The 14,728-nt window shown below is 38.0% G+C and carries 14 protein-coding genes and 1 rRNA gene; 12 read left to right on the top strand and 3 right to left on the bottom strand.

The genetic code is table 11. The features are described from left to right. The first annotated feature begins 17 nt into the window (after positions 1 to 17). Genes C9J37_RS24480 through C9J37_RS24455 form a run of 6 tightly spaced genes read left to right on the top strand, consistent with a single transcriptional unit; the run spans position 18 to position 7,199 of the window. Positions 18 to 1,235, top strand: coding sequence for an HpcH/HpaI aldolase/citrate lyase family protein (locus C9J37_RS24480; RefSeq protein ID WP_107897502.1), 1,218 nt, complete (start codon positions 18 to 20; stop codon positions 1,233 to 1,235). Further along, positions 1,192 to 2,553: a phosphoribosyltransferase family protein gene (locus C9J37_RS24475; protein ID WP_107897501.1), complete on the top strand. Its 1,362-nt coding sequence runs from the start codon at positions 1,192 to 1,194 to the stop codon at positions 2,551 to 2,553. The genes C9J37_RS24480 and C9J37_RS24475 overlap by 44 nt, the downstream gene beginning before the upstream one ends. Further along, entirely contained in the window at positions 2,553 to 3,653 is a 1,101-nt protein-coding gene (locus C9J37_RS24470) for a cysteine protease StiP family protein (protein ID WP_107897500.1), read from the top strand. Before C9J37_RS24475 ends, C9J37_RS24470 begins: the two co-directional genes overlap by 1 nt. A gap of 12 nt (positions 3,654 to 3,665) precedes the next feature. Continuing rightward, positions 3,666 to 4,478, top strand: coding sequence for an HAD family hydrolase (locus C9J37_RS24465; RefSeq protein ID WP_107897499.1), 813 nt, complete (start codon positions 3,666 to 3,668; stop codon positions 4,476 to 4,478). A 26-nt stretch (positions 4,479 to 4,504) separates the two neighbouring features. Then, a complete protein-coding gene (locus C9J37_RS24460; RefSeq protein ID WP_107897498.1) occupies positions 4,505 to 6,136 on the top strand; it encodes a YceG family protein in 1,632 nt (543 codons plus the stop codon). A gap of 22 nt (positions 6,137 to 6,158) precedes the next feature. Further along, complete coding sequence (locus C9J37_RS24455) at positions 6,159 to 7,199, top strand: toxic anion resistance protein (RefSeq protein WP_107897497.1); 1,041 nt, start codon at positions 6,159 to 6,161, stop codon at positions 7,197 to 7,199. 118 nt (positions 7,200 to 7,317) lie between these two features. Here C9J37_RS24455 and C9J37_RS24450 read toward each other — a convergent pair whose 3' ends face one another. Both C9J37_RS24450 and C9J37_RS24445 read right to left on the bottom strand, forming a co-directional pair. Then, the gene (locus C9J37_RS24450) at positions 7,318 to 8,406 is read right to left on the bottom strand and encodes an aromatic acid exporter family protein (protein ID WP_107897496.1); all 1,089 of its coding nucleotides are present in this window, start codon (positions 8,404 to 8,406) and stop codon (positions 7,318 to 7,320) included. A gap of 319 nt (positions 8,407 to 8,725) precedes the next feature. Then, the gene (locus C9J37_RS24445) at positions 8,726 to 10,012 is read right to left on the bottom strand and encodes a glutamate-1-semialdehyde 2,1-aminomutase (RefSeq protein WP_107897495.1); all 1,287 of its coding nucleotides are present in this window, start codon (positions 10,010 to 10,012) and stop codon (positions 8,726 to 8,728) included. 131 nt (positions 10,013 to 10,143) lie between these two features. Between C9J37_RS24445 and bcp the strand changes: the two genes are divergently transcribed. From bcp to C9J37_RS24425, 4 genes are all read left to right on the top strand, one after another. Beyond that, positions 10,144 to 10,617, top strand: coding sequence for a thioredoxin-dependent thiol peroxidase (gene bcp, locus C9J37_RS24440; RefSeq protein ID WP_107897494.1), 474 nt, complete (start codon positions 10,144 to 10,146; stop codon positions 10,615 to 10,617). Next, positions 10,617 to 11,561 carry a D-2-hydroxyacid dehydrogenase gene (locus C9J37_RS24435; protein ID WP_107897493.1) on the top strand — a complete coding sequence of 315 codons (945 nt, stop codon included), beginning with the start codon at positions 10,617 to 10,619 and terminating at the stop codon, positions 11,559 to 11,561. Before bcp ends, C9J37_RS24435 begins: the two co-directional genes overlap by 1 nt. 115 nt (positions 11,562 to 11,676) lie before the next feature. Next, complete coding sequence (gene perR / locus C9J37_RS24430; protein ID WP_024364570.1) at positions 11,677 to 12,120, top strand: peroxide-responsive transcriptional repressor PerR; 444 nt, start codon at positions 11,677 to 11,679, stop codon at positions 12,118 to 12,120. Between the two features lie 231 nt (positions 12,121 to 12,351). Next, positions 12,352 to 12,714: a hypothetical protein gene (locus tag C9J37_RS24425; RefSeq protein ID WP_107897492.1), complete on the top strand. Its 363-nt coding sequence runs from the start codon at positions 12,352 to 12,354 to the stop codon at positions 12,712 to 12,714. Positions 12,715 to 12,776: 62 nt separating this feature from the next. Here C9J37_RS24425 and C9J37_RS24420 read toward each other — a convergent pair whose 3' ends face one another. Continuing rightward, a complete protein-coding gene (locus tag C9J37_RS24420; protein ID WP_024364572.1) occupies positions 12,777 to 13,130 on the bottom strand; it encodes a YgzB family protein in 354 nt (117 codons plus the stop codon). Between the two features lie 150 nt (positions 13,131 to 13,280). Here C9J37_RS24420 and C9J37_RS24415 point away from each other — a divergent pair, with 150 nt between their 5' ends. Further along, entirely contained in the window at positions 13,281 to 14,165 is an 885-nt protein-coding gene (locus tag C9J37_RS24415; protein ID WP_107897491.1) for a nucleotidyltransferase-like protein, read from the top strand. Between the two features lie 351 nt (positions 14,166 to 14,516). Then, positions 14,517 to 14,728: ribosomal RNA gene (locus tag C9J37_RS24410) — 16S ribosomal RNA — on the top strand; the annotation flags it as partial.

The following is a 14,728-nucleotide window of genomic DNA, read 5'->3' as shown; positions in this document are numbered from 1 at the left end:
AATGGGGAGAGAATTGGATGCAATATTTTGCAACAGAAGCGGAGACGATTTTTTATCAACAACCACGCAAATTTACGAAATTAGATTCACCTGATATTTTGTCCTATGCATTAGGTGCAACATTATATATGCCCGCGTCCATGCCTAACATTATTGACATGGTACAATCACAAAAATATCAAGAGTTAAAGTCACTTGTTATCGATTTAGAAGATGCCGTTGGGGATGCAGAGCTATCAAGCTGTGAAGAAAAAATTATAGAAGATATCAGTACACTTTATACATTATATCTTCAAAAGGATATATTACTTGAAGATTTACCGCTTCTATTTATTCGTGTGCGTAGTGTTGAGCAATTTAAGCTTTTAATCTCTAAATTAGGAAAGCGTCAAGAAGTGATTACAGGCTATGTGTTTCCTAAATTTACAGCAGTACAAGGGAGAGCTTATTTTGAAATACTAGAGCAAACAATCGCACAGCATCAACTAACGCTATATGGGATGCCGATTTTAGAAAGTCAGGACATTTTATATAAGGAGTCTCGCATAACAGCATTATTTGCGATTAAAGACGTACTTCGTCAATACAGAAAACGTGTACTAAATGTCCGTATTGGTGCGACCGATTTTTGTGGGATTTACGGAATTCGACGTAGAGTAGACGCAACCATTTACGATATTGCTGTTATTCGAGATTGCATTGCAGATATCGTCAATGTGCTTGGTCGTGAGGAAGATGACTTTGTTATTTCTGGTCCAGTTTGGGAGTATTTCAGCAATGAGCGTGTATTAAAGCCAACGCTAAGAGCCACTCCATTCAGTGAACAAGGAGCGTTGTTTGCCCGTAAGGCACTTCTTGATGATTATTTAGATGGCCTAATGAAGGAAGTACTATTAGATCAACAAAATGGTATTTTGGGTAAAACGATTATTCATCCTAGCCATATTCGTATTGTTCATGCCTTGTATGTTGTTTCGTATGAGGAGTATTTAGATGCCATTAGCATTGTGGAAAATAATAATGGGCAAAAGGGTGTTTTAAAAAGCCATTATGCCAATAAAATGAATGAAATGAAACCACATATGAGATGGGCGCAGCGAATTTTACGCCAAGCACATATTTATGGTGTATACAATGAATCTGCAAATTTTGCCTCTCTTTTATTGAACACAACAGTAGGAGGAACGACAGATGACGAAGCTCGACAACAAGTTGAACATTATTCAGGATTATAAAATCGCAATTGACATTACTGACAATCCTTATGATTTTGCCAGAACAGATTTATTTAAAATGGCGACACGTATTAATAAAAAGAGACAGTTTTTATTTGTTAGTACAGTTCTTGGTAAGCATTTAGCAGTCCAGCCACAAGTACCGATACTGACAGGGGCTTTACTAGCTATGATGTATTATGAGCGATTGACAGGAAAAGAGCCTTTGTTAGTACAGTCTGTTGTACAGGCTATGCAAAATAGACATAATGTGCAAGAGATTTTGCAGCAAGTGGAGGAACAAGGATTGGAACTAGCAGAAGACGTGCTATTTATTGGCTTTGCTGAAACAGCAACAGCGTTAGGGCATGCAGTATTTAATGTTTTTAAGTCTAATGCTACGTATATTCATACGACACGTGAACTAGTGCCAGAGCTTGAACCATTTGTGACATTTGAAGAAGAACATTCACATGCCACAAGTCATCGAGTATATTGCGAACAACCAGAAAAATTGCTACAAGCAAAACAGATTGTGCTTATTGATGATGAAATAACGACGGGCAATACAGTAGTAAATATTATCGAAACCTTGCAACGAAAATTTCCTCATGTCCAACGCTACTCGGTATTATCAATTTTAGATTGGCGTTCATCTAAACAACGAGCAATGTTTGCTCAGCTAGAAGCGCAATGGGGGATAACAATAGATTTTGTAGCTATTATGTCTGGGCACTTTACTTGTGAGGGTACACCGCTTTTAACAAGCAACCAAGTAGCAGCAACATTACCGCAAACAGCTGACATAGCTTTGCTTTCAGTGGACGAGGTAGTCGAACAAAAACAGTACCATTCGATCGCTGAAAATGGCGTTATCAATAGAGCGCCATACATGTTAGCGACAGGTCGATTCACGATAACAGCCGAGCAGCATGTTGCGCAAAAGAAAACATTGCAAGCCATCGCGGCTCAATTACGAGCACTTCGTACAGGTGGTCCAGCACTTGTCATTGGAACAGGTGAATTTATGTATGTGCCAATGCAAATAGCGACTTGTTTAGGACAGGAAGTATATTTTCAATCAACAACACGTAGTCCCATTTATTGTGCAGATGACCCTTCCTACACAATTACTGATAAAATAGCTTTCGAAAGTCCAGAAAATAATGGTGTCGAAAATTACTTATACAACTTACATAGTCATCCGTATTCGGAACTTTTTTTAGTCATAGAACGTATAGAAAATCAAGAGGTCGTTGCAAAGACAGTGCAAGCATTGAAGGCAGTGAGTAACGCAAATATTTACGTTATTTGTATGCACGACTGGAGGACTATATAATGCATGAAATAAAACAACCAGATAAAATGGGAAGCTATTCTTCAGAAGATGTTGTCTTTTTGCTACGAGATATTAGTAACATAAGCTTAGAAATAGATAATGAACAGCGGGAACGACTTATTCAATCAGGGACACATTATTCAGAAATGTTACCTGTAGAATATCTTCCTTCCGAAGCGTACATGACGTTGTTTTATCAAACATTGGAAGACTATGCAGAACGCATTGCACTAGCTGTTGGTGTGGTGGCACAGCAAATTGTAGCACGTCAAGGTTTAGAGCATTTAGTACTTGTTAGTTTAGCGAGAGCAGGAACGCCAATAGGTATTTTAATTAAACGATATATAAAAATGCATTATAACGTCAGCGTTCCGCATTATACGATATCGATTCTTCGTGGTCGTGGTATTGATGAGACTGCTATTCGATATATATTTACTCAGCACCCACTTGCCCGCATCCAATTTATTGATGGTTGGACAGGGAAAGGGGCCATAACAAGAGAATTACAACAAGCGTGCGCAAGCTATAATGAACAAAATATTCAACAACTGGATGCTACATTAGCTGTGCTTGCTGATCCAGGACATTGTGCAGCCATTTATGGCACGCGAGCTGATTTCTTAATACCTTCCGCATGCTTAAATTCAACGGTTTCAGGTTTAGTGAGCCGTACGGTATGGAATGAGCAGTTTATGGATGGCAATGATTTTCATGGGGCGAAATATTATAAAGAACTACAAGATGCCGACGTATCCAATTTCTATATAGACCGTATCAGTGCCCATTTTACACAAGTACAGAAGGATGTAGCGCAACAACTTTGTGAGCGAAAATCATCTGCTATTACATGGCAAGGAATGGAGTCGGTTGTGGCGATTCAACAACAGTATGGCATTACCAATCAGCATCTTGTAAAGCCAGGCGTGGGCGAAACAACGCGCGTCTTACTTCGAAGAGTTCCGTGGAAAATTTTAGTTAACCCAACATATGTACAGGAATTGGCGCACATTTTACTATTAGCCAAAGAAAAAAATGTTCAAATTGAAGAATATCCACAAATGTCCTATGCATGCTGTGGTTTAATAAAAGAAGTGTAGAGGAGAGAAGACATGCTACTATTTACATCAGATTTAGATCGTACGCTTATTTACTCCCAGCGCATGATGGAGAAATTCCCATCGAAAACAGCACCGATTATAGCTGAACGAAAAGAGGGAGTGGGACTTAGTATGATGACGGAAGTTACGATGTCATTATTGCAGCAAGTCCACCAACAAACTTTATTCGTACCAGTTACAACGCGAGCAGTGCATCAATATGAACGTATCCATGTTATAAAAGAATTGCGTCCTACTTTTGCAATTACGAGCAATGGCGGTACAATAATAGAACAGGGACATCCTAATAAGGAATGGTCGAAAATATTACGTAAACGAATAGAAGATTCCTCTATTCCAAAGGCAGATTTGCTACGTAAATTTAATAGCTATAAATCAGATGATTGGCTTCAACAATCGTTTTATGTTGATGAGCTATTTTATGTCCATTATGTCGATGTCAATGTCATACAGGATGTCGAAGTGCAAGCAATGATTCAAGAGTTTGCAGTCCATGGTTGGCACGTCTTACTGCAAGGAAGGAAATTATATTTTTTGCCAAAAGTGCTTACAAAAGAAGCTGCAATCTCGTATTTGAAGGAGCATTGTACATATAATATGCACGTGGCGGCAGGTGATTCCATAATGGATTACGGCATGCTCGCTATTGCTGATAAAGGCTATACACCAAAGCACGGTGATTTAAAAGACAAACAACCACAAATACTAAAGAACACAATGTATTCGCCTTATAACGGTGAAGCATTTACGAAATATTTACTCGAAGATGTTTTACAATTGGCCAATAAGCAACCAATTGTGTAAGTATGATGTAAGGAGGTGACGCTTGTATGCAAACAGTCACAATTGAATCTGTTTTAGAAAGAGATTCTTATGATTGGCTACAAGCCTTCCAAGATTCAGCGAACGTGCGAACAGTTTACGAGGTGACACCACAACAAATCCGTTTTAGTCGTATCGCTGTTCGTATATTGGGCGTACCGATTGAAGAAGATGATTATTTTAATTCCTTATATACAATGTCCCAAAATCCCAATGTTCATATATTAAGTGAAGAATTAAATAAACATATTGAGCAAAAGGATTTTCAAGCATTGCAAACGATTTTAGAGCAACATCAGCAATCCCCTAAAGGCTTGTCTATAAATCGATTGATTGCCATGATGTATGGTCATCAACTCATTCCTAAGCACGATGATGCTTCAATGAATCGTCATTTACAGCTAGTGACGATGCGTGTAGTGGAACGCTTCCGAGAGCAGCAATCACTCGGTTTACTTGCCAATGATTTCCGACGCTTTTTAATAGATATGGTCAAGTGGCTAAAAAATCATTGGATTCAGTGGACAAAAACGATGAAGCCGACAGATGATTTTCCTAAGGTTGTTTGGTATGGTGAGACAACAATGAGTCAGCGCTATTTTCTTCTATTACTAATGGAGCTGGGCTGTGATGTGTTAATCTTCCATCCAGCAGCGATTGATGAGTTTGCAACAGTAGATCCTACTGATGCATTTTCTGTTTCGTACGCCTATGTAAGTCAAACAGCATTACAGCCCTTTCCTGATAAATTACGAGAACGTCAAGCAACTGTTGGCTATAGTTCTAGCCAACATTACGAGCATTTAATGCATGACCATCAATCGGGTGTTTATCGACCTTGGCAATTTAAAGATCATATGCCACAATCATTAACATTACGCATGACCTATGATGATATTTTTATTTATGCTAACGAAAAGGCAATGGTTCGTCCGAAATTTGAGGCTCTCCGAGATAAAGTAATTATTCCTGTTATTTTCGCCAAAATTAGCGGTGTTTCTAGTAGACGTGAAGAGTATTGGGCCAATATGCATCAGTTGCTGGCTAGTCCGCAAACTGTATTTGTACAGGAATTTCCGTATGCTAAAACGAGCAGAGCGAATTTCCATTTTCACTATAAACATTGTTTAGTAAATGGTGAGCTATCAACGGAACGCATCTTGCAAAGTGATTGGTGGCAATACGGGGAGTTAACACTGGAGTTACAACAAGCCATTGCTCATACGATTAAAACTTCTTGTGAACAGCCATTGCTTAAACGACAACCTAATGAGTCGCCCTATGATTTGCAATTATTTTTATTTAAGCAAATGACGATGATCCCAAAGGAAATATTGCGCCTGTTACAAAGCTTTGACTATGCACAGGAAGTACCAAAGTTGGTGCTCTATCAGTCACCTCAGCAATCGGCATTGTCCCGTGAAGATATTGCATTATTTGCATTTTTAAATCGCTTTGGTGTGGATATTATTTTCTACAATCCAACAGGAAAGCTTGATTTAGAAAAGCATTTGCTAGAGGATACGTTTGATGGGCATCGTTTAGAGCATATGGTGTTTGACTTACAATTTGAAGAGCCAAAGCAGCAAAAGTCAAAACCGGATAAAATGATCAAAAAATTGTTTAACCGTTTCTTCTGACTGCTTGGAAAGGAGGAACTTGATGTCAAATAGCGCAATAACTATAGAACGATTGACAGCTGAAACCGCAGATCTTACAAAACATCAGCTGTGTCAAAGTCCAGAAGTTCAGCATATTGCCAATCATATTAATGTGAAAAATAAAATAGAGCTAACAGAGCTTGGTAAAGAGCCTGCCATTAAGCTTTCGCGATTCTCTGATCAAATATTAAAAACAATTGCCCATTCAAAAGTAAATGAATCGAATGACTTATTAAAGCAGCTTGAAGCCTTGATGGATCAATTCGATAAAAAAGAAGTGATGGAGCAACAAAGTTTCTTTAGCAAACTGTTTAAACGAGCACCAAGGAATAAAGAAGATTTGTATGCAAAATATAATCGTCTTGGCAGAGATATCGAAAAAATACATTATCAATTTGTTCTAATGGAAGAAGCATTGGCGAATGATAATCGGATGCTTGCTCGTTTATATAACGAAAATTTGACATACTATTTGGAGCTTGAAAAATATATTATAGCAGCAGAAATGAAGCTAGATGAAATCAAGACAACATTAATGCCGATGTATGAAAAACAAAGTGAAGCAGGAAATCAAATCGCTAAAATGGAGCTTACAACGTTACAAGCGATTGCTGAAACACTTGCCCAAAAAATTGATGAGCTTGAGAAATCGCGTATGGTAGCTATTTTAGGGGCAACACAAATGGATATGCTACGCAATGGCAATAGCGCATTAATGGAGCAAATAAACGGAGCTTTTGTCACGACCATTCCTGTATTTAAGATGGGGATTATGAATGCAGTAAATGAAAAACGCCAACAGCTACAAGATAAATCGGCAGCCGCTTTTGAAAAACGTATGAAACAATATGGTGAAACAAACAGCAATGCTGTTGCGCAGAGTATAATACATGCCCAACAAAATGAGCCGACACTGACGCTCGAAGAAATGTGGGAGACAATCATTACTGGTATTGCAAGTTACCGTCAACTACGCGCCGAACAAACAACAAAGCGCCAACAAATAGAGCAGCAACTAATGGCTTTAACTAATGAAGCCTAACAATAATTGTGTGAGTGACTGGCACTTAGCAAAAAGCCGCAACCTCCGCTGTCACGCGGATTGTTGCGGCTTTTATTTGCGTTGTTCGGGGAAATTGTGTGAGTGACTGGCACTTAAATTAAATAAATTCTTCTTCGATTTCTAAGTTGATTTCTTCACCATGATGGCTTTGGTATGACACAATGAGCGTATCCAAATGCTCTAAGTTTTCTTCGTAATCTAGAATACGCGATAAAATATAAAGGAGATGATAGCTAGAAAATTCCGTATCTCCTTCTGCGTGTGCATAGGTTATTTGATTGATAAAAATTTCCATTAACTGATTGCGCTGAATGTAGTCGATATGCTTACTCCATTCTGAATGCTCAGGTTTTAGTTTCCCTGTATATTTCAGTAACAGTTGCTCATGGTAAGTAAGCAGGAAGTCCAGTCGTTCTTGAATCATTAAATGAAATTGAGTCGGCAGTTGTGCCAATTCATTTTCATGCTTATGCAGCCGTTGTAACAATTCTAAACTTTTTTTAGAAGTTGTAATCATTTGGCGATAGACAACTAATTTCCGTGCTTTAACAAATTTTTTATTTTTAAAGTAATTGCGTTCTTCCTTAAAAAAATCATAGAGTGTGTCCACACGCAGCATACGGTCTTTAAATTTACTTAAAGCCGTTTTAGTAGACGTATGTTCAGAGGCTTGACGAACAGCTAAACGCGTCCAACGGATAATGTCATCCTGTAAAAAGTAAATTTTGCGGAAAAGTTTTACTTCGTATTTAGGTGGCAAAAACACAAGGTTGACGACAAATGCTGCTAAAACCCCAACTAAAATGGTAAGAAAGCGGATAAGACCGAAAGTCAGAAAGTCATCGCCTTGAATTTCCATAATAGCTACAACAGATACAAGTGCTAAGGAAAGAGACTTTTCAAGCTTGAACTTTAACATTATGCCGATTGCTATAATGACTGCAATGCCAACAGCCACAACGTGATGGCCGAAAAGTAAACCGAAAATAACTGCAATGGAAGCTCCTATAACGTTGGCTTGAACTTGCTCAACAATCGTTTGATAGGAGCGATAAATTGACGGTTGAATGGCAAAGATTGCTGCGATTCCAGCAAAAACTGGAGACGGTAATTGCAGGAGCTCAGCAACAAATAACGCAAAGACAATAGCTACACCAGTTTTAAATACACGGGCACCTAATTTCATAAAAAAATCGATGTCCTTTCTGTCTAAAATTTTTAACTTGCTTCAGCAGCAGTTCACCACTTCAATAACAGTGGACAATCATGTTTATACACTGGCTTCAGTAAATTTAAACATCTGCTCAATCAAGTTAAAGACCCAGCGGATGTCACAGATTTTTACTTGAGCTTTTCGGGATAGACTCAAAAAACTGGACGTATTTACGCCGAGGGTAATGGATGCTTCTTTACATTATAGAAGGAAGTTTCTATAAAATACATAGATTTGTATAACGGAATAAAAAAAAGCGACGCTCAAATGAACGTCGCCTTTTTTGTTTCTATTAAAGCTGTGAAAATGCATAGTCGACAGCTTCGATTGTTTCACGAATATCTGCTTCTGTATGCTCAGTTGTTAAAAACCATGCTTCATATTTAGATGGAGCAAGGTTAATACCTTGGTTAAGCATTAATTTAAAGAATCGACCGAAAATTTCTCCGTCACTGCTTTCTGCTTGCTCATAGTTTTCAACTTTTACATTTGTAAAGTAAATTGTTAGTGCACCTTTTAGACGATTTAAAGTAATTGTGACACCGTGTTTTTTGGCTGCAGTTAAAATACCATCTTCTAAAATAGCACCAAGACGATCCATTTCATCGTAAATACCTGGAGTTGCTAATACTTCTAGACATGCTATACCAGCTTGCATCGATGCTGGATTTCCTGCCATTGTCCCTGCTTGATATGCTGGTCCAAGTGGGGCAACGGTATCCATAATTTCTTTGCGCCCACCGTATGCACCGATAGGTAAACCACCGCCAATGACTTTTCCTAATGCAGTAAGGTCAGGCGTTAATCCAAGTAGCGTTTGTGCGCCACCGTAATGGAAACGGAATGCAGTAATTACCTCGTCATAAATCGTCAGTGCTCCTTTTTCTTTAGCTGTAGCGTGCACTAACTCCAAAAATCCAGTGTTTGGTTCCACAATACCGAAGTTGCCGACAATGGGCTCTATTAAAATAGCAGCGATTTCATCGCCCCATGCATCCATCGCTTCAGTAAAAGCTTGTGGATTATTAAATGGTACAGTAATCACTTCTTCAGCAGTCGCAGTCGTTACACCTGCTGAGTCTGGTGTGCCTAATGTAGCCGGGCCAGAACCTGCAGCTACTAATACTAAGTCAAAGTGACCGTGGTAACAGCCAGCGAATTTCATAATTTTTGTACGGCCAGTATAAGCACGAGCAACACGAATCGTTGTCATGACCGCTTCTGTACCGGAGTTATTAAAGCGTACTTTATCCATTGAAGGAATGGCTTCTTTTAGCATTTTTGCGAAAGTTACTTCATATTTAGTTGGTGTCCCAAATAATGTACCGTTTTCAGCAGCATGAGAAATTGCTTTTGCAATATGCGGATGTCCATGCCCTGTAACAATTGGACCGTATGCAGCTAAATAGTCAATATAACGGTTGCCGTCAACATCCCAGAAATAAGCTCCTTTTCCTCGGGCCATTGCAACAGGGGAGCCACCACCTACTGCTTTATAAGAACGAGAAGGGCTGTTCACACCACCAACGATATGCAAAAGCGCTTCTTCGTGTACTGCTTCTGATTTTGAGTGATTCATTAATATTGCCTCCTAAGTCATTATACTTAATCTATTGTAGACCTATCAGTGTAAGAAATCCAAAGAAAATAAGGGATATGACTTGATTTGTGACTTAGAGTAAAATAAGACATGCAAAGGAGGAGTTTAATATGACTTTAGTAGAAGGACAGAAAGCACCGGATTTTTCACTTGTTAATGACAAGGGGGAGCAAGTGCAATTAGCAGATTTCAGAGGCAAACATGTTATTTTGTATTTTTATCCGAAAGATATGACACCAGGTTGTACGACAGAGGCTTGTGATTTCCGTGATAAGCACGATGACTTTAGTCAGTTGAATGCAGTTGTATTAGGTGTGAGCCCTGATGATGCTCAAAAGCATACGAAATTTATCGATAAGCATGGGTTGCCATTTTCTCTTTTAGTGGATGAGGATCACGCTGTGGCTGAGGCTTATGGTGTATGGGTCTTAAAAAAAATGTATGGACGTGAATATATGGGAATTGAACGTTCTACTTTTTTAATTGATACGGAAGGTAAGCTTGTAAAGGTATGGCGCAAAGTACGTGTGAAAAATCATATTGAAGAAGTTTACGCTTTTTTAGCCAAGCAGGAGGAGCAGTAATGAGAATCTATTTTACGTTTGAGCCAAGACCAGATTTACGTAAACCGTTAGTAGAGGAATTCCCACAATGTGATTTTGTATTTGAAAATGGTTTATCTACGGATGAATTACAAAAAGCAGACGTACTGGTTACATATGGTGAAGATTTAAACGATGCCAATATACAGTATGCTACCAAACTAGAGTGGATTTTTGTTGCTTCAGCAGGTGTAGAGAAAATGCCAGCACAAGCCATTATGGATCGGGATATTTTAGTATCTAATGTGCGAGGGATTCATAAAACACCGATGGCCGAGTCAATACTTGCTCATATTTTAGCCATTAAGCGTGCATTACCATGGATGTATGAACAACAAAAGAAAAGTGAATGGTCGAAAAAAGGAAAGCAAACGGAATTACGAGATAATACAGCACTTATTTTAGGGCCGGGTGCCATTGGATCGGAAGTAGGTCGGTTACTACAAGCATTTGGTGTAACAACAATAGGCTGTAACCGTTCGGGCAATGCAGCACCTTATATGGATGAGATGGTGAGTTTCGCTAAGCTAACTGAAGCTTTGCCTAAGGCGGATATCGTACTTTCTGTATTACCGAAAACACCAGATACTACGCACTTATTGAAGGATGAGCATTTTAACGCAATGAAAAACGATGCCATTTTTATGAACTTTGGTCGTGGAAATTTAGTAGATGAGAAAGTTCTTATTCGTGCTATTGAAGAGGGTGAGATTGGTTATGCCGTATTAGATGTGTTTGAAGAAGAGCCACTTAGTGCAAACAATCCTTTATGGTCATACCCCAATGTAATTGTTTCACCACATGTTTCAAGTCATTCTTCACGTTATGTAGAGCGTAGCTTAGCTATTTTTAAGCCAAGTTTAACTAAGTGGTTGGATGGAGATACCGCTTTAGAAAATATTATGGATTTGTCGAGGGGCTATTAAAATGCAATTTAATTTAGATGACGCATAGGCGAATGTTGACAGATGTTAGCTGAATTCGATACACTAATTATAACAATTATAAATTAATAATACTTATGAAAAGGGGTGCATGACGATGTCTATACCGCATTTACAGGATGCACTTGACACGTTAAAAACAACTGGTGTACGCATTACTCCTCAGCGTCATGCTATTTTAGAATATTTAATTCAATCGATGACACATCCAACTGCCGATGAAATTTATAAAGCACTTGAAGGGAAATTTCCGAATATGAGTGTGGCAACTGTCTACAATAATTTACGAGTTTTCCGGGAAGTAGGATTAGTGAAAGAGTTGACGTATGGGGATGCTTCTAGCCGTTTTGATTTTGTGACCAACGATCACTATCATATGATTTGTGAATGCTGTGGTAAGATTGTCGATTTCCATTACCCAGGTTTAGATGAAATCGAACATTTCGCTTCTCAAGTAACAGATTTTGATGTGCATTCACACCGTCTAGAAATATACGGCACATGTCCAGCTTGTAAAGATGTTGAAGCGAAAGTACAATAATTTTCTTGTGGTCTTTGGGTTTTAATAAGGTTAAGAGTGAATAATTTAAAGAGGCAAGTGGGCGTTTCGCTCGCTTGCTTTTTATTGTGGAGTGGCGAAAATGGCTTTAAAAAGCCGAAATATTCACGATATTAAGAGCGTGATGAAAATTGACAAGGTGTTGATGGTTCAAAAAACTGCTGTGTTGCTATAGCAACTTTGTATTAACAGTAATTAGAGAGGAGCGATTGAATGAATGTACAATTAGGGAGTAGTAATTACTTTAGTACATTGAAAAAAGAAGAGCGTTTATCGGAGGATTTATTTTTAGTAAAGAAAAGAAAAGCAACATATGAAATAAGAAAAGAGAATGGTTATATACGTCATATAGTCACGAAAGAAAATGGGGAAAAGGTCGTTGTAAGAGAAGTGAAAATTTCAAAGCAAGAAGAAAAAGAACATTCTTTTGGTGACATAAACGATATGATTGCACAAAAATTAGTAGACCAAATGATAAAATCATTCGATGACAGACAGAACCAACAAAAATTTTTAAAAACAGGCATAGCTGGTCTAAAAGAAAAACAAATTACTAAATATATAGTGAGTATATAATTGGTAGCAGTGATTAACCTAAATTACAACAATAACAAAAAATCCTAGCTCTTCAATGAGGACTAGGATTTTTTTGCTTTGTTATTATAAGATTGGTCGAACTCTTTTCCTTCAAGTGTAGGATCAAGAGTTAACGGTTCATTACAGTACATGCACATATCAACTCGACCTAAAACTTTCGTATGCTTATGACAATTTGGGCATTCTACTTGAACGGCTCTTGTAGAGAGAAGACCAATCCAAGCATAGACAACTGTACTACCAATAATACATAGTAAACCAAGTGTCATGAAGATTAAGACAAGGATGGGATTGTTTTTAAAGAATATCCCCCCATACATAACAACAAAGCCGATAAAAATAAGTGCTAATGCGAATGAACGGATTTTATTAATTTTACTTTTGTAAGGTTTCATACAATATCTTGCCTCCCAATCTAAAATCTACTATAACATATAAGAACGAAGTATTTTAGCTTTGAGTAGAAGTCAAAGAAGGAATAGTTTTAGAGTATGTCGAAATTTTAACGAAATAAAGGTCTTACAATAAATAGAGGAGGGCTGAACATGGAGCAAATATTGCGTCCTATATATCAAGAACGCGCGAGTCAGTCTAATACATTAGGTGTTATTTTAATGGAGAAACGTGAAGAGCAAAGTAATGTTACTGACACATTTGATACGGTATTACTAATTATCGTGAAAGAAGCGGATCAGCCTGTTTATACAAAGCACTACCTATATGAGGGAAATAAGGTAGCCTTACATACTGTTACAGAAAAATTGTTACGGAAGTGGTTACTAATCGGCTCTAATAAGAAAGTCGTTGATTGGATTTTCTTTGGGAGAGTGTTGTTTGATCGCAATGAGTTCCTTCATAAACTAAAAATTGAACTGCAAGAGTTTCCGTTTAGTGGTCGGAAAATTAAAACGGGTATTCAATTCTCAAAGTTAATTCGACGTTACTTAGAAGGAAAAGAATATTTTGATAAGGGTAGTTACCTGGATGCATACAATCATGTAGTGGATTCCTTGCATCATTTAGGGCGATTGTCCATTATAGATAGTGGGTTGTATCCAGAAGTTACGGTGTGGGCACAAGTGAAAAAAATTGAACCAGCCATTTACAAGCTTTACGAAGAACTTGTTATGAGCAGTGAACCAATTGAAAAGCGTTTAGAGCTTCTATTTTTAGCAAGTGAGTTTTTGATTCATTCACGTACACATGACGGAGCGCAACATATATTAGAAGTAATGCAAACAAAAGAGTCATGGACTATTCAGGAATTACATGATCACCACGAGCTTGTAAACTATTCCGTTGACTTAGAAGTATTCGTAGAATATTTAGTGGGGAAAGGCTACATTTTGATTGACCCTGTCGTTGCAAAAAGTGAAATGATATTTCATCGACATTATAAGGTGAATAAAGAGTCTATAGAATTTGAATAAACCTTGTAGTATGCTAGTAATCGAGGTATAAAAATGTACCTCGATATTTTTTTGAAAAAAGTGTTGACGTTTAATATACTGATATTGTATTATATTAATTGTCGCTAAGACGTAACAGAAACACTCGAAAAAATCAGTAAAAAAACTTTCGAAAAAGTTGTTGACACAAATTGAGTGAGATGTTAATATAAAGAAGTCGCTGAAAAACGACGAAATAAAATGAACCTTGAAAACTGAACAAGCAAAACGTAATCAATATAGTTTTTACTAGCTGACTCTGTTAGTGAACGAAACAAAATTTTGGACATCAAAATCGATGCCAGCAAAACAATTTGAGCTAATCAAATTTCTTTTATGGAGAGTTTGATCCTGGCTCAGGACGAACGCTGGCGGCGTGCCTAATACATGCAAGTCGAGCGAACAGAGAAGGAGCTTACTCCTTTGACGTTAGCGGCGGACGGGTGAGTAACACGTGGGCAACCTACCCTATAGTTTGGGATAACTCCGGGAAACCGGGGCTAATACCGAATAATCTATTGTCCCTCATGGGACAATACTGAAAG

The sequence above is a fragment of the Lysinibacillus mangiferihumi genome, assembly GCF_003049665.1.
Lineage (GTDB): Bacteria > Bacillota > Bacilli > Bacillales_A > Planococcaceae > Lysinibacillus > Lysinibacillus mangiferihumi.
The sequence above is the reverse complement of the archived record's forward strand: the minus strand, read 5'-3'. Positions and strand labels throughout refer to the sequence as shown.

What these genes read in the sequence shown, in the direction of transcription:
- C9J37_RS24450 (WP_107897496.1), bottom strand. Translation starts at nt 8,406, where the DNA reads ATGAAATTAGGTGCCCGTGTATTTAAAACTGGTGTAGCTATTGTCTTT.
- C9J37_RS24465 (WP_107897499.1), top strand. Translation starts at nt 3,666, where the DNA reads ATGCTACTATTTACATCAGATTTAGATCGTACGCTTATTTACTCCCAG.
- C9J37_RS24425 (WP_107897492.1), top strand. Translation starts at nt 12,352, where the DNA reads ATGAATGTACAATTAGGGAGTAGTAATTACTTTAGTACATTGAAAAAA.
- bcp (WP_107897494.1), top strand. Translation starts at nt 10,144, where the DNA reads ATGACTTTAGTAGAAGGACAGAAAGCACCGGATTTTTCACTTGTTAAT.
- C9J37_RS24435 (WP_107897493.1), top strand. Translation starts at nt 10,617, where the DNA reads ATGAGAATCTATTTTACGTTTGAGCCAAGACCAGATTTACGTAAACCG.
- C9J37_RS24470 (WP_107897500.1), top strand. Translation starts at nt 2,553, where the DNA reads ATGCATGAAATAAAACAACCAGATAAAATGGGAAGCTATTCTTCAGAA.
- C9J37_RS24480 (WP_107897502.1), top strand. Translation starts at nt 18, where the DNA reads ATGCAATATTTTGCAACAGAAGCGGAGACGATTTTTTATCAACAACCA.
- C9J37_RS24475 (WP_107897501.1), top strand. Translation starts at nt 1,192, where the DNA reads ATGACGAAGCTCGACAACAAGTTGAACATTATTCAGGATTATAAAATC.
- C9J37_RS24445 (WP_107897495.1), bottom strand. Translation starts at nt 10,012, where the DNA reads ATGAATCACTCAAAATCAGAAGCAGTACACGAAGAAGCGCTTTTGCAT.
- C9J37_RS24460 (WP_107897498.1), top strand. Translation starts at nt 4,505, where the DNA reads ATGCAAACAGTCACAATTGAATCTGTTTTAGAAAGAGATTCTTATGAT.
- perR (WP_024364570.1), top strand. Translation starts at nt 11,677, where the DNA reads ATGTCTATACCGCATTTACAGGATGCACTTGACACGTTAAAAACAACT.
- C9J37_RS24420 (WP_024364572.1), bottom strand. Translation starts at nt 13,130, where the DNA reads ATGAAACCTTACAAAAGTAAAATTAATAAAATCCGTTCATTCGCATTA.
- C9J37_RS24455 (WP_107897497.1), top strand. Translation starts at nt 6,159, where the DNA reads ATGTCAAATAGCGCAATAACTATAGAACGATTGACAGCTGAAACCGCA.
- C9J37_RS24415 (WP_107897491.1), top strand. Translation starts at nt 13,281, where the DNA reads ATGGAGCAAATATTGCGTCCTATATATCAAGAACGCGCGAGTCAGTCT.